Source organism: Bradyrhizobium sp. ARR65, from assembly GCF_000472385.1.
GTDB lineage: Bacteria > Pseudomonadota > Alphaproteobacteria > Rhizobiales > Xanthobacteraceae > Bradyrhizobium.
Map to the genome: position 1 here is coordinate 118,298 of NZ_AWZU01000007.1, position 19,582 is coordinate 137,879.

23 protein-coding genes are annotated in these 19,582 nt (G+C 62.1%); 8 read left to right on the forward strand and 15 right to left on the reverse strand.

Annotated elements, in window-relative coordinates:
• Position 1 precedes the first annotated feature (1 nt).
• The 12 genes from F758_RS0110845 to F758_RS0110905 all read right to left on the reverse strand — a co-directional run bounded on the left by F758_RS0110845 (position 2) and on the right by F758_RS0110905 (position 11,595).
• A complete protein-coding gene (locus F758_RS0110845; RefSeq protein WP_024507895.1) occupies positions 2 to 928 on the reverse strand; it encodes a DUF1932 domain-containing protein in 927 nt (308 codons plus the stop codon).
• Positions 928 to 1,797, reverse strand: coding sequence for a substrate-binding domain-containing protein (locus tag F758_RS0110850; protein ID WP_024507896.1), 870 nt, complete (start codon positions 1,795 to 1,797; stop codon positions 928 to 930). The genes F758_RS0110845 and F758_RS0110850 overlap by 1 nt, the downstream gene beginning before the upstream one ends.
• A gap of 44 nt (positions 1,798 to 1,841) precedes the next feature.
• Positions 1,842 to 1,964, reverse strand: coding sequence for a hypothetical protein (locus tag F758_RS52750; protein ID WP_283805852.1), 123 nt, complete (start codon positions 1,962 to 1,964; stop codon positions 1,842 to 1,844).
• Complete coding sequence (locus tag F758_RS0110860) at positions 1,961 to 2,674, reverse strand: PIG-L deacetylase family protein (protein WP_024507897.1); 714 nt, start codon at positions 2,672 to 2,674, stop codon at positions 1,961 to 1,963. Before F758_RS0110860 ends, F758_RS52750 begins: the two co-directional genes overlap by 4 nt.
• A gap of 44 nt (positions 2,675 to 2,718) precedes the next feature.
• A complete protein-coding gene (dctA, locus tag F758_RS0110865) occupies positions 2,719 to 4,017 on the reverse strand; it encodes a C4-dicarboxylate transporter DctA (RefSeq protein WP_024507898.1) in 1,299 nt (432 codons plus the stop codon).
• Between the two features lie 33 nt (positions 4,018 to 4,050).
• Positions 4,051 to 4,932, reverse strand: a complete 882-nt coding sequence (locus tag F758_RS0110870; RefSeq protein WP_024507899.1) for an amidohydrolase family protein — start codon at positions 4,930 to 4,932, stop codon at positions 4,051 to 4,053.
• Positions 4,933 to 5,122: 190 nt separating this feature from the next.
• The gene (locus F758_RS0110875; RefSeq protein ID WP_024507900.1) at positions 5,123 to 5,836 is read right to left on the reverse strand and encodes a TetR/AcrR family transcriptional regulator; all 714 of its coding nucleotides are present in this window, start codon (positions 5,834 to 5,836) and stop codon (positions 5,123 to 5,125) included.
• Positions 5,837 to 5,955: 119 nt separating this feature from the next.
• On the reverse strand, positions 5,956 to 6,921 hold the full coding sequence (locus F758_RS0110880) for a catechol 2,3-dioxygenase (RefSeq protein WP_024507901.1): 966 nt from the start codon (positions 6,919 to 6,921) through the stop codon (positions 5,956 to 5,958).
• 246 nt (positions 6,922 to 7,167) lie between these two features.
• Positions 7,168 to 8,025 carry a 3-hydroxybutyryl-CoA dehydrogenase gene (locus F758_RS0110885; RefSeq protein WP_024507902.1) on the reverse strand — a complete coding sequence of 286 codons (858 nt, stop codon included), beginning with the start codon at positions 8,023 to 8,025 and terminating at the stop codon, positions 7,168 to 7,170.
• A 1,061-nt stretch (positions 8,026 to 9,086) separates the two neighbouring features.
• Entirely contained in the window at positions 9,087 to 10,025 is a 939-nt protein-coding gene (locus tag F758_RS0110895; RefSeq protein ID WP_024507903.1) for a D-2-hydroxyacid dehydrogenase family protein, read from the reverse strand.
• Between the two features lie 12 nt (positions 10,026 to 10,037).
• Positions 10,038 to 10,862 (reverse strand): alpha/beta fold hydrolase, encoded by an 825-nt coding sequence (locus F758_RS0110900; RefSeq protein ID WP_024507904.1) that lies wholly within the window; start codon positions 10,860 to 10,862, stop codon positions 10,038 to 10,040.
• 157 nt (positions 10,863 to 11,019) lie between these two features.
• Positions 11,020 to 11,595 carry a carboxymuconolactone decarboxylase family protein gene (locus F758_RS0110905; RefSeq protein ID WP_051386786.1) on the reverse strand — a complete coding sequence of 192 codons (576 nt, stop codon included), beginning with the start codon at positions 11,593 to 11,595 and terminating at the stop codon, positions 11,020 to 11,022.
• Positions 11,596 to 11,822: 227 nt separating this feature from the next.
• Here F758_RS0110905 and F758_RS52755 point away from each other — a divergent pair, with 227 nt between their 5' ends.
• The 3 genes from F758_RS52755 to F758_RS0110920 are packed head-to-tail and all read left to right on the forward strand — an operon-like array spanning position 11,823 to position 13,281.
• Positions 11,823 to 11,948, forward strand: a complete 126-nt coding sequence (locus F758_RS52755) for a hypothetical protein (RefSeq protein ID WP_283805853.1) — start codon at positions 11,823 to 11,825, stop codon at positions 11,946 to 11,948.
• Positions 11,949 to 11,959: 11 nt separating this feature from the next.
• Complete coding sequence (locus F758_RS0110915; protein WP_024507906.1) at positions 11,960 to 12,883, forward strand: alpha/beta fold hydrolase; 924 nt, start codon at positions 11,960 to 11,962, stop codon at positions 12,881 to 12,883.
• Entirely contained in the window at positions 12,880 to 13,281 is a 402-nt protein-coding gene (locus tag F758_RS0110920) for a hypothetical protein (RefSeq protein WP_024507907.1), read from the forward strand. The genes F758_RS0110915 and F758_RS0110920 overlap by 4 nt, the downstream gene beginning before the upstream one ends.
• Positions 13,282 to 13,302: 21 nt before the next feature.
• Here F758_RS0110920 and F758_RS0110925 read toward each other — a convergent pair whose 3' ends face one another.
• Entirely contained in the window at positions 13,303 to 14,466 is a 1,164-nt protein-coding gene (locus F758_RS0110925) for a DUF3734 domain-containing protein (protein WP_035721698.1), read from the reverse strand.
• A gap of 106 nt (positions 14,467 to 14,572) precedes the next feature.
• Positions 14,573 to 14,734, reverse strand: a complete 162-nt coding sequence (locus F758_RS49415; protein WP_157449945.1) for a hypothetical protein — start codon at positions 14,732 to 14,734, stop codon at positions 14,573 to 14,575.
• Positions 14,735 to 14,905: 171 nt separating this feature from the next.
• Between F758_RS49415 and F758_RS0110935 the strand changes: the two genes are divergently transcribed.
• Positions 14,906 to 15,784, forward strand: a complete 879-nt coding sequence (locus tag F758_RS0110935; RefSeq protein WP_024507910.1) for a LysR family transcriptional regulator — start codon at positions 14,906 to 14,908, stop codon at positions 15,782 to 15,784.
• A gap of 84 nt (positions 15,785 to 15,868) precedes the next feature.
• Here the strand turns inward: F758_RS0110935 and F758_RS0110940 are convergent, their stop codons facing one another.
• Positions 15,869 to 16,393, reverse strand: a complete 525-nt coding sequence (locus tag F758_RS0110940; protein ID WP_157449946.1) for a hypothetical protein — start codon at positions 16,391 to 16,393, stop codon at positions 15,869 to 15,871.
• Positions 16,394 to 16,662: 269 nt separating this feature from the next.
• Here F758_RS0110940 and F758_RS0110945 point away from each other — a divergent pair, with 269 nt between their 5' ends.
• From F758_RS0110945 to F758_RS0110960, 4 genes are all read left to right on the forward strand, one after another.
• Positions 16,663 to 17,076 carry a LysR substrate-binding domain-containing protein gene (locus F758_RS0110945; protein WP_024507912.1) on the forward strand — a complete coding sequence of 138 codons (414 nt, stop codon included), beginning with the start codon at positions 16,663 to 16,665 and terminating at the stop codon, positions 17,074 to 17,076.
• Positions 17,077 to 17,240: 164 nt separating this feature from the next.
• Positions 17,241 to 17,558 (forward strand): hypothetical protein, encoded by a 318-nt coding sequence (locus tag F758_RS0110950; protein WP_024507913.1) that lies wholly within the window; start codon positions 17,241 to 17,243, stop codon positions 17,556 to 17,558.
• Between the two features lie 151 nt (positions 17,559 to 17,709).
• The gene (locus F758_RS0110955; protein ID WP_024507914.1) at positions 17,710 to 18,384 is read left to right on the forward strand and encodes a peroxiredoxin-like family protein; all 675 of its coding nucleotides are present in this window, start codon (positions 17,710 to 17,712) and stop codon (positions 18,382 to 18,384) included.
• 87 nt (positions 18,385 to 18,471) lie between these two features.
• Positions 18,472 to 19,575, forward strand: coding sequence for an alkene reductase (locus F758_RS0110960; protein WP_024507915.1), 1,104 nt, complete (start codon positions 18,472 to 18,474; stop codon positions 19,573 to 19,575).
• Positions 19,576 to 19,582 lie beyond the last annotated feature (7 nt).

A 19,582-nucleotide genomic window follows, 5' to 3' on the forward strand; every position in this document is an offset into this window, starting at 1 on the left:
CCTACGCTCTCTTGAGCTGATCCAAGATCCTGTCGGCCTCGGTCCGCCAGTCGGGACTGCGCGCGAACGCCTTGCTATCTCTCGTCCCAAACACGCCGGTATCGGCGAGATCGGCCATCCAGGCTTGCCGCTCCGCCGTCCCTTGCGAGGACCAGGGCGCGAGCCCGATCTCGCGGACGGTCTCCGCGACCTCGCGCACTTCTTCGGCGCGCCGCCTGCCATGCTCGATCACGCGCTGGAAGAAGTAAGCGCCCTGCTTCTCCCAATCGATGCCGGGAAACGTCGTCGCAAGCGAGGCCAGCACCGCATCCTCTACACCATAGGCCCGCGCGGTCGTAAAACTCTCGATGACCATGGCTTCCATGCCCTTGATCATGATGCTGCGGCACATTTTCACGGCCGAGGCAACACCCAGTTCCCCGCTGGCAACCTTCGCATCGAAGCCGAGAGCAACCAACAGCTGCGCCAGTTCCCGCGCGCCACCGCCACCGAGGAGGAGCGGCACCTTGATTCGATAGGGCGGCACCGAAGTCATGACGGCACCTTCCACATAACGACCGCCTGCGCCATCAATTATCGCCGCTGCCCGTCGTTTGGCACCAGGCGAAGCCGAATTGAAATCCAGGAACCAGCAGCCGTTCCTGATTGCGGCGGCGCAGGCCTGCGCAACCGCGACGGCCTGGCTCGCCGTAACGGCGGAGACGATGAAATCAGCATCCGCCGCCAAAGCCGCATGCGAGGGAGCGAGCGCAACGGCGAACCGTTCAGCATGCTCGTGCAACGCCCCCGATTGCCCGCCGCCGAGCTTGATGTCGTAAGCGCAAACCCTGACGTCTTGCTTCCGTAGATCTTCAGCGAGGATTCGTCCGACCTCGCCATAACCGATAAGGCCGATCTGCCAACGTTTCGGATCAGGAGGCTTCGTCATCAGTTCAACTCCCGTGTCGTCTCGTCAAAGAGGTCATCGACCTGGAAGCGTCGAGGGATCAGAGATTGCTGGGCGGCGTAGCTTATAATCAGCTCAACCGATTTCCTGTTGGCTTCGACGCCAAAGGGAACGGGATCGGGAGCCGCCGGCCGCCCCGCCCTGGCTTTGCTTTGCTTGAGCAGCCGATAGATTTCGCGCACGATGTCGGGCCGCTCGCCCGCAAGCTTTTCAGTCACGACTACCAGGTGATTGACCGGGAAAACGCCATGTTTGGCAAACCATCGCTGGGCCTCCGCCGCCGGATCGGCGAATAGCGACTTGAGCCGGGGATCGCTGGAGGTCTCACCAAGCACGGCATCGAGTTCGCCGTTCAAGAGCATCTGGATGATGTTCTTGCCTTCCGCTGCGCGCTCGGTCGTGTCGCGATATTCGGCGACATGCGAATCCTCGAAAGTGACCCAATGGATTCCATCGAGATTGACGCCGTAATCATTGGCAAGGATTCCGCGGATCCAGGCGCCGGTCGTCGTGGTGAAGGAGCGGATGCCGACACGCCTGCCTTGCAGATCGCGCGGCCCGATCGTCCCGCGTTCGCCGTTGTAAATCGCATAGGCGTGCTGAAACCGTCCGAGCATCACGGCCGGCAGCAACACCAGCGGTTTGCGATGGGCTTTCGCCATCAGATAGGTGACGATCGCCATCTCGCAGATGTCAAACGCCTGCTCACGCACCATCGGCTTGAAGGCCGCGTTGGTCGGCGTGTAGTCGATGAATTCGAGATCAAAAAGGTCCGAGCGGATCTCACCGCGTTTGAGCGGCTGCACATGGGGATAATTGCCGAGGACCGTGCGCAGTCGTGGACTAGCCATCTCAACCACCTCTAAATGACGAGTTCGCGCGAGCGGCCGGACGCCTAAGCCCGCTCGGGATGATCGACATGGACCAGACCTGCCCTGGCCAGCGCCTTGCGCATCTTATACATGTCCATGCCGCTCGCATCGGCGCGCTTGATGTTCCTGACCACGACAGGCTTCATTGCAGGATCTCCTCCACGGTCGGAAATAGGCGCTGATAGGCTTCGCCATAGGTCATGGGAACGCCTGTGTTGCGGCTGCCCTGGATGCCGCGGTTGAGCGCCACGCGCTCGTAATATCCCCAGAGATGTTTTTGCGCCGCCAGGATCTGGAACGCCTCGTATTTCTGCTTCCAGACCTCGTCGATCTTGAGGATCAGGCTTGGTTTGAAGTTGCACATTTCCGGCTGATGGGGCTCGAACAGAAATACCGGCGGCGCTGCGTATTTGTATTTCGCGTCCGGTTTATGGCCCATCGCCTGCGCGACCACGCGCGTCTGCTGCGCGAAATGCGCTGCATCAGGGTGATCGAAATTGTAAGGGTCTTCGAGCGCATGCGTCAGCACGAAGCTGGGATTGAGCTCACGGTAGATATCGACCATGCGGTCGAAATGGGCCTCGTTGAGCTTGAGCGGATAGTCGCCGCAATCAAAGAATTCGATCTCCGCGCCGAGCAATTTTGCCGCGCGCTCCGCCTCATCCCTTCGCCCGGCCTTAACAGACTCCAGCGTCGCGCCCGCCTCCTTCCAGGCGAATTGGCTTTCGCCGCGCTCGCCGAACGACAGGCAGACGATCTTGACCCGGTACCCCTTGTTGGCGTGGAGCGCGATGGCACCCCCGGCGCGCCAGACGAAATCTCCGGGATGGGCTGTGATCACAAGACCGGTTCTCATTTTTTGGCACTCCATTCTCTTGCCGAACGCATCACGCTGCTCCGTTACGTCATCGCGGCCGTCGTTTCGCCATCGAGCACTCGCTTGAGCCGGCCTTCATCGAGAGCCCTCTCCCACTTAGCGATGGCGATGGTCGCGACCGCGTTGCCGACAAGATTTGTCGGGGTCAGCGCCTGCGACATCAGGCGGTGGATGCCCAGCACCAGCGCCACGCTCGCTACGGGAATGCTGCCCGTCGCCGCAAGCGTTGCCGCCAGCACAACGAACGCCGCCCCTGCCACGCCGGCCGCACCCTTGGAGGTCACCAGTAAGATCAGGAGAAGCGCGACCTGCCGCTCCAGATCCAGCGGCGTGTTGGTCGCCTGGGCCAGGAACACGCTGGTCGCAGCCAGATAGAGGCAGGTGCCGTCGAGATTGAAGGAATAGCCGGTGGGAATCACGAGCCCGACCACGCTCCGCTCGCATCCAAGGGCCTCAAGCTTTGAAATCATCCGCGGCAGCACCGTCTCGGAGGACGTCGTCGCGATGCAGATCAAGAGTTCACCCCAGATGTAGCGGATCAATTTCACCAGACTGAAGCCACAAAACCGCGCAACCACGCCAAGCGCAACAATGATGAAAACAACGCAGGTGAAATAGAAGCCCGCCAGCAGCTTGCCGAGCGAAGCCAGCGCCCCAACGCCGAATTTGCCGACAGTGAATGCGATCGCGCCGAAAGCCCCGATGGGCGCCGCCCACATGATGATGCCGACCACGGCAAAGATCATTTTCGCGGCGATATCGATGAGGTCGACGAGCGGCTTTCCTCGTTCGCCCAACTGCACCAGCGCGAAACCGCAAATGACGGAAATGAACAGCACCTGCAGGATATTGCCTTCAGCAAAGGCGCCGGCGAATGTGCCGGGAATGATGTTCAGCAGAAACGGCGAGAAGCCTACGGCGGCCGTCTGCTTGATGTAGGGTTCGATAGCGCTGGTGTTGATGGCGGCCGGATCGATGTTCATCCCGGCGCCCGGCTTCAAGAGATTGACTGCGATCAAGCCGATGATGAGTGCGATCGTCGTCATGATCTCGAAATAGACGATCGCCTTCAGCGCGACGCGCCCTACCCGCGCGACGTCGGCCATGTGAGCGATGCCGTGCACGAGGGTGCAGAAGATGATCGGCGCGATCAACATGCGGATCGCTTTGATGAAGGCGTCGCCCAGCGGCTGCATCCTGGTGGCAAGATCAGGATGAAAAACGCCAAGCGCGATGCCGAGCGCCATGGCAATCAGCACCTGGACCCAGAGCTCCTTCCACCACGCTCTCATGCGCTGCTTTTCGATGATCAGCGTCGTCATCTCGAACCTAGGCCTTCGCGCGGCGCGCCCGTTTCACGAGCGGCCAAATTCGAACAATCGAGCCGGGTTGCTCACCAATATCTTCTGCTGCAGTTCCGCCTCCGGCGCGAACAGCGGCACGAGGTCGACAAGGTCGCCGTCGTTCGGCATCACCTTCACATTGGGATGCGGCCAATCCGTGCCCCAGATCACGCGATCGGGCGCGGTCTCGACGATCTTGCGCGCGAATGGCAGCGCATCCATGAAAGGCGGTCCTGCCGAAGAGACCCGCTCGCAGCCGCAAACCTTGACCCAACACTTCTCATCGCGCTGCAGCAGTTCGATCAGGGTACGGAACGGAAGCTGGTCGAGGCCATCGGCCGCTTTCACCCGGCCCATGTGATCGATTGTATAGCGCACCGGTAGTTGCGCCAGCATGCCGGCATATTCGGGGATGTCGATTGCATCGAAATGGAGGTCGACGTGCCAGCCGAGCGGCGCGATCGTCTCGACCACGCGTTCGAACACCCGCTTGTCCGGGACACCGCCGAGATGGCGAACGAAATTGAAGCGGCAGCCCCGAAAGCCACCTTCATGCAGAGCGTGCAGCTCTCGCTCGCTGATCTTGTCATCGATGTTCGCGACGGCGCGATAGGCGCCGTTGCTCACGGCGATCGCATCCAGCGCGACGCGATTGTCGGTGCCATGGACGCTGGCATTGACGATGACGGCGCGCCCGATGCCAAGCTTGGCATGCAGCGCCCTGAAGTCTTCCAGCGGCGCATCCGGCGGCGTATAGGGTCGGTCCGGCGCGTAAGGGTATCTCGAACCCGGCCCGAAGATATGGCAATGCGAATCGCAGGCAAGCGACGGCAGCTTGAATTTCGGGATCTTGGTGTTGGCATCAGGACCCGGAATGGTCGGCGTGAACGTCATCGCTGGGTAAACCTGAACAGACGTGCTGGATTTTCGACGAGAAGCTTGTGCTGGATCACCGGGTCAGGCGCATAGAGCGGAATTCAGGTCGACGATCTCGCCGTGGTTGGGCCCATTCATTTCCTCCTCCCTGAACGTTTCGAGACAACGCCGGACCGCCATCGCTCAGCGCGCGGCGGTCGGTGCCGTCTTATGCTTTTGTGTGTGCCGCGGCCCGCCGGGGCGTCCGTGCCGGCTCGTCCAGCGGGGGCGCCTGCAACGAGGCGACGGTTGCGCGGACAAGCTGCTCGATCGCGTTGCCCGCATCGGCCCCATCCGCCTCGCCCCGTGAGAGGCGCGAGACGCGTTCGGGCGTGACCAGCGAATAGTAGAGCGCGCCAAGCAGGAAGTGGCAGCGCCAGACGATTTCGGTGCGCGGGATGTGCGGCAGGCTTTCGTGGATCGCGTCGATGAACGCGTGGCTGGTATCATCGAAAGTCTGGGCGATAATCCGCCGCGCGACTTCGTTGCCCTCAGCCGACATCACCGCACGCAAGCGCGTGAAACGCGCGCCGCCGCCGGCCACGTCGCTGCCGGACGAAAAGGCCGGCAGCACATAGGCGCGCACGATCGCCTCGAGCCGATCCTGCAGGTCACGCACGCGCTTTGCCGCCGCGAGCAGTTCCGAGCGGCGGAGGTTCATTGGTCCGCAATGCCGACGGTAGATTTCCAGCAGCAGACCATCCTTGGTCTTGAAATGATAGGTGACGCTGCCGGGATTGGCACCAGCAGCCTGCGCAATATCGCGGACCGACACAGCATTAAAGCCATTGGTCGAGAACAGCTCTTCCGCCGCGCACAAGATCGCCTCGCGCATGTTGGCCTTGCGCGCCGCGGCCGACTTGGCTGGAGACTTACGGACCATGCTATTTGTACTAATGTACAAAAGATTAGGCCTGGTCAACAAAAAACATGGGCGTCAGTACTGTAGCCGAAAGACGCCCAATCGATCCTTCTGCTTGGGCGCCCCCGCGCTCGCGCGGTTCACGAATGCTTCACCTCGACCGGCGGCGTGCCGTGGGTGTGGAAGGACTCGATAGTCTTCAGGCCCCAGGCCTGTCCCTTCTTGCGTTCGGTCTCGGTCCAGACGATCGGCTTCCAATCCGGCGCCAGCACGAGACGGGCGCCGGCATTCGCGACCTCGACGCGATTGCCGCCCGGCTCATAGACATAAAGAAAGAAGGTCTGCTGAACCGCGTGCTTGTGCGGGCCGGTTTCGATGTAGACGCCGTTCTCCAGGAAAACATCGGCGGCGCGCAGGATTTCCTCGCGGCTGTCGAGCGCGAAGGTCACGTGATGGAAGCGGCCTTTGGTGCCGGTATGATCGCGCGTATAGGCGAAGTCATAGCTCTTGTTGGTGAAGGTCAGCCACATCCCGGCCTCGGTACCGTCATCGAGCACGATCTGCTCGGTCAAGCGCGCGCCCAGATATTGTTCGAAGAAACGCCGGTTTGCCGACACGTCGGCGGCAAGGCCGTTGAAATGATCGAGCCGGCGCACGTTGACGCCGCGCGCGGGAAACCGCTGTGCCTGGTTCTTCAGCGCCGGCGTCTGTTCCGGCGCGGGCTTGAACCATTCGGTCTCATAATAGAGCTCCAGCAAATGGCCATCGGGATCGCGGAATTGAAACGCGGCCCCGTGCCCGATGTCGCCATCGATCCAGCCGATGTCAAAGCCTGATCCCCTGAGCGCGGCGACGCGGCGCTCAAGCGCTTGCGGGCTGCGCGCCCGAAACGCCGCGTGCCCGAGGCCCGATGTCTTCGATGCCGTCAGCTTCAGCGAGTACCGCTCATAGTCGTCCCAGCCGCGCAGGTAGACGGAATCGCCCTTGCTGCCGCTGACCGTCATGCCGAGGACATCGACAAAGAACGACAGACTTTTGTCCGGTACCGGCGAGAAAATCTCGACATGGCCGAGATGGGCCACGTCCATGATCGGTTCGTCCTGCATCGTGTTGACCTCCCTGCCTCATTCCATCCGCCCCAGGGGCTTGCCGGCCATGTGACCGAAAGTCAGCGCCGGACCATCATCGTCGAGCACAATCTCGACCCCGTGCTGGCCCTGGCCGATCGCGTGTTCGCGCTGGAGCGTGGCGCGCCCTTCGCGAAGGCCACGCCGCGCCGCTGTAACGATGTCGACTATCGCAAACGGATTCCCCTGGCTCTGACGACAGCCGGTGACGCATCAATTCATGCCTTAAGAAGGCGCGCCGTAATCGTAGAACCCTTTCCCGGTCTTGCGGCCAAGCCGGCCGGCGTCGACCATCTCCTTGAGCAAGGGTGCCGGACGGTATTTCGGATCATTAAAGCCCTTGTAGAAGACCTCCATCACCGACAGCATGGTGTCGAGGCCGATCAGATCGGCCAGGGCCAGCGGTCCGATCGGGTGATTGCAGCCCAGTTTCATGCCCTCGTCGATATCGGCGGCGGTGGCGAGCCCCTCCTGAAGCGCGAAGATCGCTTCGTTGATCATCGGACACAGAATGCGATTGACGGCGAAACCCGGGCTGTTCTTGGCGGTGATCGGCACTTTGCCGACGCGCTTTGCGAACGCCACGGCTTTCGCATGAGTGTCGTCGGAGGTTTGCAAGCCGCGGATCAATTCCAGCAGCGCCATCATCGGCACCGGGTTGAAGAAATGCATGCCGATGAATCGGTCGGGACGGTCGGTGGCCGTTGCGAGCTTGGTGATCGAGATCGACGAGGTATTGGTCGCGATCAGCGTCTCCGGCTTCAGCGTCGGACACAGGTCCTTCAGGATCTTGATCTTCAGTTCCTCGTTCTCGGTCGCCGCCTCGATGACGAGATCACAACCGGCAAGCTTGCTCTTATCGGTCGTACCGCTGATGCGCGACAATGTCGCCTCACGGTCGGCGACGGTCATCTTCTCCTTCTTGACCAGGCGGTCCAGGCTGTTGCCCACCGTTGTGAGCCCACGCGCCACTGCTGCGTCGGAGATGTCGACCATGGTGATTTTCAGTCCGGCCGCGGCGCAGACCTGGGCGATGCCATTGCCCATCGTGCCCGCCCCGATAATGCCAACCGTTTCAATCATCGTTCGTCTCCTTCCATTTGCCGAGCGCCTCGTGGCCGGGCTCCAACCGTTCGCCGCCGGTAAGGGCTGCCGATGCACATGCTTACCAGGAGGCTTTGGCCGCCGATATGCAAATCGGGCAGGAACGCGCTGCCTTCCCTCGCGCTAGTCCGTTGTCCTGGCCGGACTTTTTGGCTGGGGCGGGAGGGATCGAACCCTGCAATAATCCATTGGTACACAAGGATTTTTCAATTTCTTCCCGCCCGTTTGATTCCATCTTTGCTTCCAAAGCAAAAGCCCTCGTCGGAATGACCGAGACGAGGCGGCCTACATCGAGGCCAAGGGCTAGAAAGCGAGCGTCGTTCCCGAGCCGAGCATCATCCAGCACTTCGCGAACTACTGTGGATCAAACGCCGGAGCTTTGAGGTCCGCCAGCCGCTTGTCGAAGTCGGCTTCGTCGTCTATTTTGCCGGCGGCGTGACCATGATCTTCGGCGCTCGCGCCATCATGCATGAGAGCGTCTTGATGTAAGCGTCTGAAATTTCCGACAGAGCTGCTGATTAAGAGACAGCCACGGGGCAAGTACAATCAATGACTCGCCGGTCGCACGCCTGGGCTTATCCGGCCGAAAATGGGCATCCGTCGCACGATCATAGTCGTTCGTTGCCGGTCATTGATAGAAGGTGTGCTCGTTCAACCGTGTAAGGCCGGGGAAGAGTACGAGCTCCGTATCAGGCGCCCTTTGGCGGCCCTAAATTAATGGGCGCGGAAGTGTCGGCTTTATAGATAGTAGCGGGGAGCGCTACCGCCTTTTCCCACACCAACCGAACTTACGACACCTTATCCGATCTTTCGCATAAGACGGTTCGTGAGCCCCTGAGCGAGCTCAGCCTTTACACGTTTAAAGATGGACGTTCGAAGGCCACGAACCCCGGTGTCGGACGAAAGCCGCCGATGTCGCGGAAACCCGAAAAGAAGTGCATATTCGGCGTCTCCGTCGTACAGCGGGGCCGCAATCCCGGTAAGGCGTCCGGGAAATTGGGGCCGAACGTTACGGAGCGATGGCCAAGGCGGCGCCGCCACTAGTTGGCTGCGTTGTTCTCCAGCCACCGTGCAATGTTCGCCGCGGCGTCGCCGTAGAAAGTTCGATAGAGATCCTCGGTGACGTAGCCGATGTGAGGCGTAGCGAGGACGTTATCCATCTTACGGAAGGGGTGATCGGCGGGCAACGGTTCGCCATCAAACACATCGACCGCCGCGCCGGCGATCCTGTGCGCCTGCAGCGCCTCGATCAGGGCTGCCTCGTCGACGATCGGACCCCGTGATGTATTCACGAACCTGGAGGTCGGCTTCATCAGGGCGAACTCCGGCGCCCCGACTAGGCCTCTGGTGCGGCTGCTCAGGACGAGATGGATCGTGACGACATCCGCCTCACCGAAGAGTGTCTGCTTGTCGACGAGAGTGGCACCGGCAGCGCTGGCCTTCTCCTGCGTCAGGTTCTGGCTCCAGGCGATCGCTTTCATGCCGAAGGCGACACCGATGCGCGCGACCTCTCTTCCGATGTTGCCTAGCCCAACGACCCCAAGGCTTTTGCCTCGCAGGTTTGAGCCAAGGCCCGTCTGCCAGCCACCCGCTTTCAACGAGGCGGCCTCCCGGTCGATGCCTCGCATGCTCGCCAGGATCAGCGACCAGGTGAACTCAATGGTTGGAGTGGAATCGTAGCCCGTCGCAGTGACCGCGATGCCGAGATCGGCCGCGGCCTGGATGTCGATAGAGGCGTTTCGCGGTCCTGTCGAAGCTATCAGCTTTAGGTTCGGCAGCTGCTGCAGGATCTCCCTTGTGAGCGGGGTGCGCTCGCGCATGACGCATGCCACCTCGAACGGCCGCAACCGCGCCACCACTGCCGAGGGATCGGCAATGTGGTCGTTGAAAACGGTGATCTCGGCGTAGCGCAGCACGCCCGACCAGTCGGCGAGCTGCAGCGCGACGTTCTGGTAGTCGTCGAGGATCGCAACCTTCATGGTACCCTCCTGTCAGCGCTTGGCGGCAAAGAACTCGGCCAGAGCTCCCGCTACCGCTTTGGGCTCGTTTTCCATCGGAATATGGCCGGCAGACTTGATCCGGACGAGCTTGGTTTCCGGGATCTCGCGTGCGTACCGTTCGGCATAGTCGATCGTCTGAAACGGGTCGTCCTCGCCCCACACCAGAAGCTTTGGCGTCCTGGATTGGAGCAGGTCCGGCAGCATTTCCTGGGTGTAGCGGTTGTCCGCGGCGCCCGCGAGCGCCAGCCAGGATTGAGCGACCCTTGGATCGGTCCACGGATCAAGATATTCGGCGATCTCGGCCTCGCTGACCGGACGTCCGAGCGCCTTCACGACGGAGACGCGACGCGCGGCCAGGACGTCATCCCGTGTCGTGGCGGCAGCCACGGCCGCTTCCCGGAAGCGGGCAACCCCAGGGACCGGCCACGAATCGTACATGATCCCGTTCACCACGGCAACGCGGGGCACCTCAACCTCCTTTGCGAGCATCAAATACTGCGCGACGCCTCCGCCGATGTCGTGGCCGGCGACCATGACCGGACCCGCGTGGCCAAGCGCTTGGAGGAAACGCACCAGCCAGGCGGAGAGACGCGGCACCGAAGCCTCGCTTACCGTGAGCTCGCCTCCGGAGCGCCCGAAGCCGGGGAAATCGACTGCTACCGGGCGGAGGCGAGCAGCAGCGATGCCAGCGAGCACGGGCAGCCACACCCTGCTCCAATACGTGCCGTGAAGCAGGAGGACCAACGGACCATCCTCGCCAGCGGTTAGATAGCTGATCGGAACGCCGCCTACCTCGACTGTTTCGCGCCTCGTCATCGAACTCCTCACATGGTCCCCGTCGAGCCCGACGGCGTCGTAGTGCTTGGTCGCGTGCTCCAGCTTCGTGAAAACGTCCTCGTATCCGAGCGCCTCGCCGCACGCATCGGCTGCGGACGCTGCCCTGCCGGCGGGGCAAGGGCGGCATCGATTTGGCTTAAGCGGCAGGCTTCAGCTTGCCCGGCGCGCTCCACTCCGCGCTCTTCATGAAGGCGTCATTAGGCGTCTGCGCGAGATGGTTGGTGTAGTTCGAGATGAGCTTGGTCGCCGCCAGAACGAGGACGTCGAGCACCGCACGATTGTCGTAGCCGACAGCCTTGAACGCGGCGACGTCGGCCTCGCTCACGAAGCCGCGCTGGCGGGTGATGCTGGCCGCGAACTGGCAGAGCGCCTCGAGCTTGGGATCTGCAATCGGCCGCCCCTCACGTACCGCGGCGATGGCGTCGTTGTCGACTTTTGCCATCCGCGACAGATAGGTGTGGCCGGCTATGCAGTAGGTACACTCGTTTTCGTAGATGATCGCTAGATAGGCGATGTTGCGCTCCCGGGGCGTGAAGCCGGTTTTTTCCGCAATTCTCCACAAGGTGCTGTAGGCCTCGAGCGCGGCAGGGCTCTCGGCGAGGACGCGGTGGAGGTTGGGCACAAAGCCCCAAGCTTTTTCAACGCCGTTTAGAATCTCCGCCGAGGCCGCTGGCGCATTGGAGGTGTCGTGAAGCGAGAAGCCGTTGATCATTGTGCTCTCCTTTGGGCAAGCATCGAATTGACGCTCGCAGCCTGCTTCATTCCCCCTCCGCCCGGCAGAAATGCCGAAGCGATATGAATCATTCCTCGAAAGAATGGGGCAGGCAATTGAAAGATGGGTAAGCCTAGCTAACCCGTCGGCCGCCGGCATCATTCCGGGCCGGAATAAAAGCTATGCCTGCATCGAAGCTGGATGGTGTGGATCGCGCGACATAGCACGTGAGTACCGCGCTCGAAGGCGCAGAGGACGAAGTCGTCGCATTCGATTTCACGACAGGCAAATGTCTGGGCGCAGTGGTCAGGCCGCCGGGCCTCAATGGCCAGGCTGTGATCTTCTTTGGCTAAGGAGAAAAGGAATGCAGACGTCGGGAGGAGCGCAGCGATTCACGCATGAGCAATGGCCGTGCGAGCCGAAATTCAGGCGCGTCAACGGCTGGCGCATGCACTATATCGACGAGGGCGCCGGCGACCCGGTCGTTCTCCTTCACGGCAACCCCGCATGGGGATTTCTCTACCGGAAGTTCGTGAAGCCGCTGACGGCGGCAGGGCGGCGCGTCATCGTTCCCGACATGATCGGATTCGGACTGTCAGAGAAACCCACGCGCGAACAGGCGCACACGCTCGATGGCCACATCGCGAACCTCACAAGCCTGCTGCGGCAGTTGGACGTGCGCAATGCCACGATGGTCTGTCACGACTGGGGCGGGCCGACCGGCCTCGGGTTTGCGCTATCCAATCGCGACCGCGTCCGCGCGCTCGTGATCATGAGCACGTGGGCATGGCCTCTGCCTGCGGCCGAATTCCACAAGCGCATATTTCCCTGGCGGATGATGCACGCGCCGCTCGTCGGGCCTTACCTGCTCGGGCGCCACAACGCGCTTGCTGGCCGCGGGATGTATCTTTCCGTGGTCGACCGAAAGAAGTTCGCGGCCGAGGCTCAGCCCATCTACGAAGAGGTGCTACCTGATCCAGGGTCGCGCCTCCTCACGTGGACCTGGCCGCGCTGGATCCCATTGGACGAGAGCGCGCGCGGCTTCGCGCGTTTCGAATGGCTGGAGCGTGAGTTGAAGACGTCGAACTTTCCGACGCTCCTGGTGTGGGGCCGAGAGGACGAAGTGTTCGACCAAAAGACGTTCGCGACGCGATTCAAGGAGCTCTTGCCGCACGCCGAAGGGCCTGAACTGGTGACGGGCCGACACTTCCTGCAGGAGGATTCCGGCGTTGAGATCGCCGAAAAGATCAACAGTTTCCTCGACCGTATCGACGGAGGGCAGTCATGACGCAGATCGAAGTCGTCGATAATCCCAAGCTTGAAGGGACAAGACGCGCGCTGGTGCTGACGGAGGATCGCGTCGGACACTATCCTGAATTCCGCGACTTCTTCGTGCGCCGCTTTTCGTTGGATTCCGCGGGATTGTCGCGACCCGGCTACGTGCGGGCTCCTTCCGGAATGGTCTACGCGCTTGTCTTCATCGGACGCAGCGGTGAGCCGTTTCCGGACGGGCTTGAGATCTACGCCCTGCCCTCTGCGCTGGAGCCCCTGGACGAGGCCGATGTCGATGCCGATTTGTGGGCGCTGCTCAGGTGGATGATCGAAAGTGTCGGCGACGAATGGCGCATCGAAGACCTGGACGCAACCGGGCGGCTCTATCAGCTAAGTGCAGCCGGTGCAGGATAGCAATTGCGGCGCCCGCCTGCCTCACTCGACGGCGAGCGCCCCGACTCCCGCCTCGTGGAGGATCACGCCCGATAGTGGATCGAACTGGCCGACCCAGGGCTCGACCGCCAACACCGCCTTGGCGTGGGCGTAGCCCGCGCCCCAACGTGCTTCGATGGCGGCAGCGCTAAAATCGACATCCTTGGTGTGGTCTTCATGTTCCAGCTGTGGAGCGAGCAACTGCACCACGTGCATCCGTGTCTGGCAGCCGTAGCCGATCAATTCCCTGACTTCAGGTCTGTCCCGTTCGCTGTCAGGCAGTCGGGCCGCGAGTTCGTTGATCACATGACGCAACCGGTGCGTCTGCTGGTGCCGTGCGATCTGGCTCGCGATACGGCTGGAATACTGAACGTCCTTTTGACGGTTGAGCACCTGTGCCATCGTCGTTGGCTCGGTGCCGACCGGATTCCACAGGTGTACCGTGAAGATCAGCGAGTCCCTGCGCGGGTCGTCGTCGAATACCACCTCGGTCGGCGTGTTGGAGAGGATGCCACCATCCCAGTAAAGCTCGCCGTTGACGCGCACGGCCGGAAATCCCGGGGGCAGAGCGCCGGAAGCCATGATGTGCTTCACGTCGATCTTGCAGCAACGGCTATCGAAATACCGCATCCGGCTGGTCCGCACGTGCGCAGCTCCGACGGTCAGGCGTGGGCACCCTTGATTTAGGAGATCGAAGTTCACCAGATCGCTGAGAGTGCTTTCGAGCGGCGCGGTGGAATAGTAGCCGGCGTGATCGGCACCGAGCGGAAAGCTATCGCCGGCGTGGGCGAGCAGATTGGGCGTGAAGAAGCCGTGAATGCCACGGGTCAGCGTCGTCCAGTACAACCATTTGTCGACCGATCCCGGCAGGAGGCCACGGAGCTCCCACGTGGGGGCGCGCTGCACCCTGCTCCAGAATTCCTTCAGCCGCACCAAGCGGTCCTGCGCGGCATTGCCAGCGATCAAGCTGGCGTTGATCGCCCCGATGGACGTACCGACGATCCAATCCGGCTCAACACCGGCTTCGTGCAGCGCCTGGTAGACACCGGCTTGGTATGACCCGAGGGCCCCGCCGCCCTGCAGTACCAACACGATCTGGCCGGGCAACGCGTTCGAGGCGGTACGTGAGAAATCCGGGTCAAGAGGAGATTTCGTCGATCGCTGCATTCGAGACTCCTGCTTGGCGCTTCCGGGATGCGCTTGCCGCGCCGGATTCAATGCTTTGGCAAAGGCCTGTCAACCACCGTCGGCGACAGAGGCGGCCCGAGCCGGACTACCCACGGACATGGAAGACGCCGCGCAGCAGTATCTCCAGATGCGGCACGGCGATGATGGCAAGGCTCGCCACCGCACTGCCCGTCGTCACATGAGCGAACAGAATATGTCTCGCAGTCGCGCTCAGCGTCTGAACGGTCTCGAGGGCCGCTGCCTTCATGCGGAGGGAGCCTGCGCCGGAGGTTCGGGCCTGCGTTGCGATCGGGTATTGGTGGATGCTCTTGCATTTCTCCTTCTCGCGCAACGGCTTGGACGGCTGGAGAGATGGCCAATTCTTTTGCGGCATGGCAGATAGGGCAAAGCAATATTGCTCATTCCTGCGGAGAATAGGATGGATCGTCTGGCGTCGATGGAGACGTTCGTGCGGGTGGTCGAAACGGGCTCGTTCTCCGGAGCGGCCCGGCAGCTTCGGGTGGGCCAACCGGCCGTCTCGAAATCGGTGGCGCAACTCGAGGACTATCTCGGGGTCAAGCTGCTGACCCGCTCGACTCGCGGACTCACCCCGACGGAAGCGGGCCTCGGCTATCTCGAACGTGCCAAGCGGGCATTAGAGGAGGCCGCCGAGGCCGAGCTCGCTGCAAGGGGAGCGGGAGCCGGACTCAAGGGACGATTGCGGATCGGCGCTGCCGTGACTTTCGCCCGGATTCATCTCATTCCCCTGCTACCGAAGTTCATGGCGCAGCATCCCGAATTGGACCTCGAGGTTATCCTCGACGACCGCCAGATCGACCTCATCCAGGAGGGCATCGACGTGGCTCTCCGGATGGGAAAGATGATGGACTCGACGCTGACCGCTCGCCGTATCGCACGATGCAAACGCCTCGTCTTGGGCTCGCCGGCCTACTTCGATCGTGTGGGTACGCCGTCCACGCCAAGCGAACTGAGCAAGCACCAGGCGGTCGTCTATCTTCAGGAAGGCAGCGTCTGGTCATTTCGGCGCGAGAGCTCGGAATTGGCTGTTACGGTTCAGAGCAAATTGCGGGTGACCGCTGCGGAAGGCGTGAGAGCTGCGGTGCTTGCCGATGTGGGGCTGACGATCGCGTCGGAGTGGATGTTCAGCCCTGAGCTGCGATCAGGCGCCGTGCGGGCGGTCCTGTCGGAATGGGGTCTGCCGCCCCTCGACCTCTGGGCCGTGCTTCCGAGCGGACGCGCAGCGACCGCCAAGGCGCGGGCGTTTGTCGATTTCTTCGAACGCACCTTCAACGCGTAAGCGAAAAGCGGATCCACCTTGCGCCACCGATGTCGTAACATCATTGCGGAGGTTCCATTTTGATTGCGGGATGGCTGATGATGATCAGCCGGGTTGTTTCGAATACGCGGGCGATTCCGGTGTCGTCGGCCACGGACTGGGTCCGCAATAGCCATCAAATCCGGACTTCGTAGCCTTGCATTCCGCCACTGTATCGAAGTCGCAGCGCTGAACCCAACCGGTGGGGGAGAAGTGACAATAAGCCAGGAAGGGATAGCGCTCGCATCTGGACGACGTCAGCTTGCATTGCTTCATGCTATCGAATTCGCAGACCCGCACGTCGCCGTTGGTGAGATGGCGGCAATACTTGCTCTGATGCGCGCCCGACTCGACCCATTGCTGATGTGCAATCGCCGCGGCCGAGGGCTGATGCGCGCTCACCGCGACCGGGGTCACGCTGAGGGAGGCGAGTGCGATCATTGCGGGAACGGCGAGTGCGATAAATCCTGAAAAGGCGAGTGTGTGTTTCCGCTTTGAATGTTGACCCCTTTCGGCGTCCAACATGGATCCCGGTGCGCAAAGGGCTTTCGACGGCTGTTCAAATGCTTGAGTGATCTGCAAAGAGGACATTTCAGACTCTCCTTGGGCTAAGCAACACTTGTTTGCGGAGTGACCGTATGAGCCCGACACGAGAGTCTGAATTTCAGCCGGTATCATCTTTCTGCCGGATCGTCTCAACTTGGAGATCTGGCTCTTGAGGCCCGGTCGCCTGAACGCATGCAACTGGGAGCGAGCAATTCTCGATATCCGCTGACCGCCCGCTCAACGGGTCCCGGCTCGCAGGCAGCACTCAGTGCGACGCCGGGACCGTTCGCCGCGCTTAACAGCGGCTCCGAGGTATGAGGGCTGACGAGTTAGTGGCGGCCATCCTGGCTAACGTGGTCGCGGACAATGTCCATGCGCCGATCATCGATCTCAGCGAACTCAACAAGCACCAGGCCGTTGTCTATCTTCAGGAAGGCAATGTCTGGTCATTTCAGCGCGCGAGCTCGGAATTGCCTGTCACGGTTCAGAGCAAATTGCGGGTGACCGCTGCGGAGGGTGTCAGAGCTGCCGTGCTTGCCGATGTGGGGCTGACGATCGCGTCGGAGTGGATGTTCAGCCCCGAACGACGATCAGGCGCCGTGCGCGCGGTTCTGTCGGAATGGAGTCTGCCTCCCCTCGACCCGTGGGCCGTGCTTCCGACGGGGCGCGGCGCGACCGCCAAGGCGCGGGCGTTCGTGGATCTCTTCGAACGTACCTTCAACGCGTAGGCGAAAAGCGGATCGACCTTGCGGCCATGGCGCATCTCGCATCGCTCATGAGACGAGCGGGCATATCTTCGATCCCAGCCAGCATTCAGCAGTTTCCGTGAATGAGTACGGTGACACGCAACGGAGTTGCTCATCCCGAGCCTTCTCCTTGAGGGAGTGTCGACATGTCCCGCATCTCGATCCTGAAGCGCGCAATCAGCACGGCAAGGGCAGGTCTTATCCTTGCCGGAATGCTTTCGCCGGCGCACGCGGCTTACCAGCACGATGGCGTCAGGGTCTTCCCCAATCTGCCGATCAGCGCGACTGCAGATCACGCGCCCACAGCGTTAACCTCTCAGCTGCCCTGGCTTGCTCCTGTCGGCCATCGGCAACCACACCAAGCCGACGTCCCGCAGCACGGGGCTGTCTCGGCATGGGAGCGCGAGCAGCAGCAGGCCGACCGGGAGCTGGATCGCAAGCTGATCATCTGCCGCGGGTGTTGACTAGCTGCGCGGCCCCTATTCCCACACGGAATAAGCGCTAGTCCGCCGTGCCAGCTACCCGGCATGACGGACTCCTTTAGCTTCCTGCGGTGTGATTTCAACGAAACGGGCGGCGTCCCCGCCCACGCACAAGGCCCAAAGGAGAACCGTCATGTCGCTTCAAGCCAAGCTCGACGCTTTCAAAGCCGATTTCGAGGCCGGAAAGCCGCCCTACAATGTCCCTCGCTCCGTCATTGAGACGATGCACCGAGCCACCGCAGAACTCATCAACTCGGGGGCCGCCCAGCACGCCAGAAAGGCCGGCGATGTCGCCCCGTCCTTTTCGCTGAAAGATCCGGAAGGCAACGTCGTCAACTCGGCCGACTTGCTCAAGCGCGGCCCGTTGGTGCTCAGCTTCTATCGCGGCGTCTGGTGCCCGTATTGCAACATGGAGCTACAGGCCCTCGAAGCCGCCAAGCCGGAATTCGACAAGTACGGCGCCTCGCTGGTCGCGATCTCGCCGCAGACCGCGCCGAACAGCCGCAAGTCGGTACGACAGAACAAGCTGTCGTTCCCCATCCTGTCCGATGTGAAGGGCAAGGTTAGCGCCGCGTTCGGACTGCGCTTCAATCTGCCCGACTACCTGGTCGAGCTCTATAAGCAGCTGAAGAATGATCTGCCGACGTTCAACGACGATCCGAGCTGGACGCTGCCGATGCCGGCCCGCTACGTCATCGGCCAGGACGGCGTGATCCTCTACTCCGAAGTCAATCCCGACTACACGCGACGACCCGAGCCTGAAGACATGATCCCGGTCCTCCAGCGTGCGGCCGCCGTCAAGGCGTGACGGCGCACGAGGCGGCCGGTGGGGCGCAAACTCCTCGTGACCATCGGCCGCTGTCTTTTCACTCAAGCTCCCGAAAGGAAGATACCGATGTCCAAGCTGTTCACGCCCGTCCAGGTCGGTCCTTACCGATTATCCCATCGCGTGGTAATGGCGCCCTTGACACGGATGCGCTCCGATCCCGGCGATATTCCAAGTGACCTGATGGTCGAATATTACACCCAGCGCGCTTCCAGCGGCGGCCTGATCGTCTCCGAAGCCACGCCGGTTTCGATCCGCGGCAATGGTTATGCCGGGGCACCGGGCATCTACTCGGACACGCAGATCGCGGGATGGCGCCGCGTCACCGACGCGGTCCACGCCAAGGGCGGCCGCATCTTCCAGCAGTTGTGGCATGTCGGGCGGCAGTCGCATGTCGACCTGCAGCCGAACGGCGAAGCGCCGCTCGCGCCTTCTGCGATTGCAGCCGAGGGCTACGCCTACACCAAGCATGGCGAAGCGCCCTTCTCGATGCCGCGCGCCCTCGAGCTGCATGAAATCCCTGGCGTCATCGAAGAGTTTCGCGCCGGCGCCGAGCGGGCGCTGCGGGCGGGCTTCGATGGTGTCGAAATCCACGGCGCGAATGGCTACCTGCCCGACCAGTTCCTGCAGGACGGCACGAACAAGCGCACGGACCAATACGGCGGTCCCATCGAAAACCGCGCTCGCTTCCTGCTGGAGGTGACGCAAGCCGCCATCTCCGTCTGGGGTGCCGACCGGGTTGGCGTGCGTATCTCGCCCAGCGGCAAGTACGGATCGATGTCGGACAGCAATCCGCCCGCAACCTTCGGCTACGTGGCAACGGAGCTCAATCGCCTGGGTATCGGCTATCTCCATGTTGTCGAGCCGCGCATCAAGGGCACCGAGGAGATCGCGCATGGGCAGCCGGCCGTGGCGGTTCAGCATTTGCGGCCAAAGTTCTCACGGACTTTGATCGCGGCCGGCGGGTTCACCCCGGCTTCGGCAGAGGCTATCGTCACCTTCGGTGACGCCGACCTCGTCGCATTCGGCCGCCATTTCATCGCCAACCCGGATCTGCCCGAGCGGCTGCGCCGCGGTCTGCCGCTCAACCGCTATGACCGGTCGACCTTCTACGGCGGCGACGCACGCGGCTACATCGACTACCCGGCCGCCGAGCCCGCACCTGCGGCCTGACCGACAC

What these genes read in the sequence shown, in the direction of transcription:
- F758_RS0110845 (WP_024507895.1), bottom strand. Translation starts at nt 928, where the DNA reads ATGACGAAGCCTCCTGATCCGAAACGTTGGCAGATCGGCCTTATCGGT.
- F758_RS0110850 (WP_024507896.1), bottom strand. Translation starts at nt 1,797, where the DNA reads ATGGCTAGTCCACGACTGCGCACGGTCCTCGGCAATTATCCCCATGTG.
- F758_RS52750 (WP_283805852.1), bottom strand. Translation starts at nt 1,964, where the DNA reads ATGAAGCCTGTCGTGGTCAGGAACATCAAGCGCGCCGATGCGAGCGGC.
- F758_RS0110860 (WP_024507897.1), bottom strand. Translation starts at nt 2,674, where the DNA reads ATGAGAACCGGTCTTGTGATCACAGCCCATCCCGGAGATTTCGTCTGG.
- dctA (WP_024507898.1), bottom strand. Translation starts at nt 4,017, where the DNA reads ATGACGACGCTGATCATCGAAAAGCAGCGCATGAGAGCGTGGTGGAAG.
- F758_RS0110870 (WP_024507899.1), bottom strand. Translation starts at nt 4,932, where the DNA reads ATGACGTTCACGCCGACCATTCCGGGTCCTGATGCCAACACCAAGATC.
- F758_RS0110875 (WP_024507900.1), bottom strand. Translation starts at nt 5,836, where the DNA reads ATGGTCCGTAAGTCTCCAGCCAAGTCGGCCGCGGCGCGCAAGGCCAAC.
- F758_RS0110880 (WP_024507901.1), bottom strand. Translation starts at nt 6,921, where the DNA reads ATGCAGGACGAACCGATCATGGACGTGGCCCATCTCGGCCATGTCGAG.
- F758_RS0110885 (WP_024507902.1), bottom strand. Translation starts at nt 8,025, where the DNA reads ATGATTGAAACGGTTGGCATTATCGGGGCGGGCACGATGGGCAATGGC.
- F758_RS0110895 (WP_024507903.1), bottom strand. Translation starts at nt 10,025, where the DNA reads ATGAAGGTTGCGATCCTCGACGACTACCAGAACGTCGCGCTGCAGCTC.
- F758_RS0110900 (WP_024507904.1), bottom strand. Translation starts at nt 10,862, where the DNA reads ATGACGAGGCGCGAAACAGTCGAGGTAGGCGGCGTTCCGATCAGCTAT.
- F758_RS0110905 (WP_051386786.1), bottom strand. Translation starts at nt 11,595, where the DNA reads ATGATCAACGGCTTCTCGCTTCACGACACCTCCAATGCGCCAGCGGCC.
- F758_RS0110915 (WP_024507906.1), top strand. Translation starts at nt 11,960, where the DNA reads ATGCAGACGTCGGGAGGAGCGCAGCGATTCACGCATGAGCAATGGCCG.
- F758_RS0110920 (WP_024507907.1), top strand. Translation starts at nt 12,880, where the DNA reads ATGACGCAGATCGAAGTCGTCGATAATCCCAAGCTTGAAGGGACAAGA.
- F758_RS0110925 (WP_035721698.1), bottom strand. Translation starts at nt 14,466, where the DNA reads ATGCAGCGATCGACGAAATCTCCTCTTGACCCGGATTTCTCACGTACC.
- F758_RS49415 (WP_157449945.1), bottom strand. Translation starts at nt 14,734, where the DNA reads ATGAAGGCAGCGGCCCTCGAGACCGTTCAGACGCTGAGCGCGACTGCG.
- F758_RS0110935 (WP_024507910.1), top strand. Translation starts at nt 14,906, where the DNA reads ATGGATCGTCTGGCGTCGATGGAGACGTTCGTGCGGGTGGTCGAAACG.
- F758_RS0110940 (WP_157449946.1), bottom strand. Translation starts at nt 16,393, where the DNA reads ATGTCCTCTTTGCAGATCACTCAAGCATTTGAACAGCCGTCGAAAGCC.
- F758_RS0110945 (WP_024507912.1), top strand. Translation starts at nt 16,663, where the DNA reads ATGAGGGCTGACGAGTTAGTGGCGGCCATCCTGGCTAACGTGGTCGCG.
- F758_RS0110950 (WP_024507913.1), top strand. Translation starts at nt 17,241, where the DNA reads ATGTCCCGCATCTCGATCCTGAAGCGCGCAATCAGCACGGCAAGGGCA.
- F758_RS0110955 (WP_024507914.1), top strand. Translation starts at nt 17,710, where the DNA reads ATGTCGCTTCAAGCCAAGCTCGACGCTTTCAAAGCCGATTTCGAGGCC.
- F758_RS0110960 (WP_024507915.1), top strand. Translation starts at nt 18,472, where the DNA reads ATGTCCAAGCTGTTCACGCCCGTCCAGGTCGGTCCTTACCGATTATCC.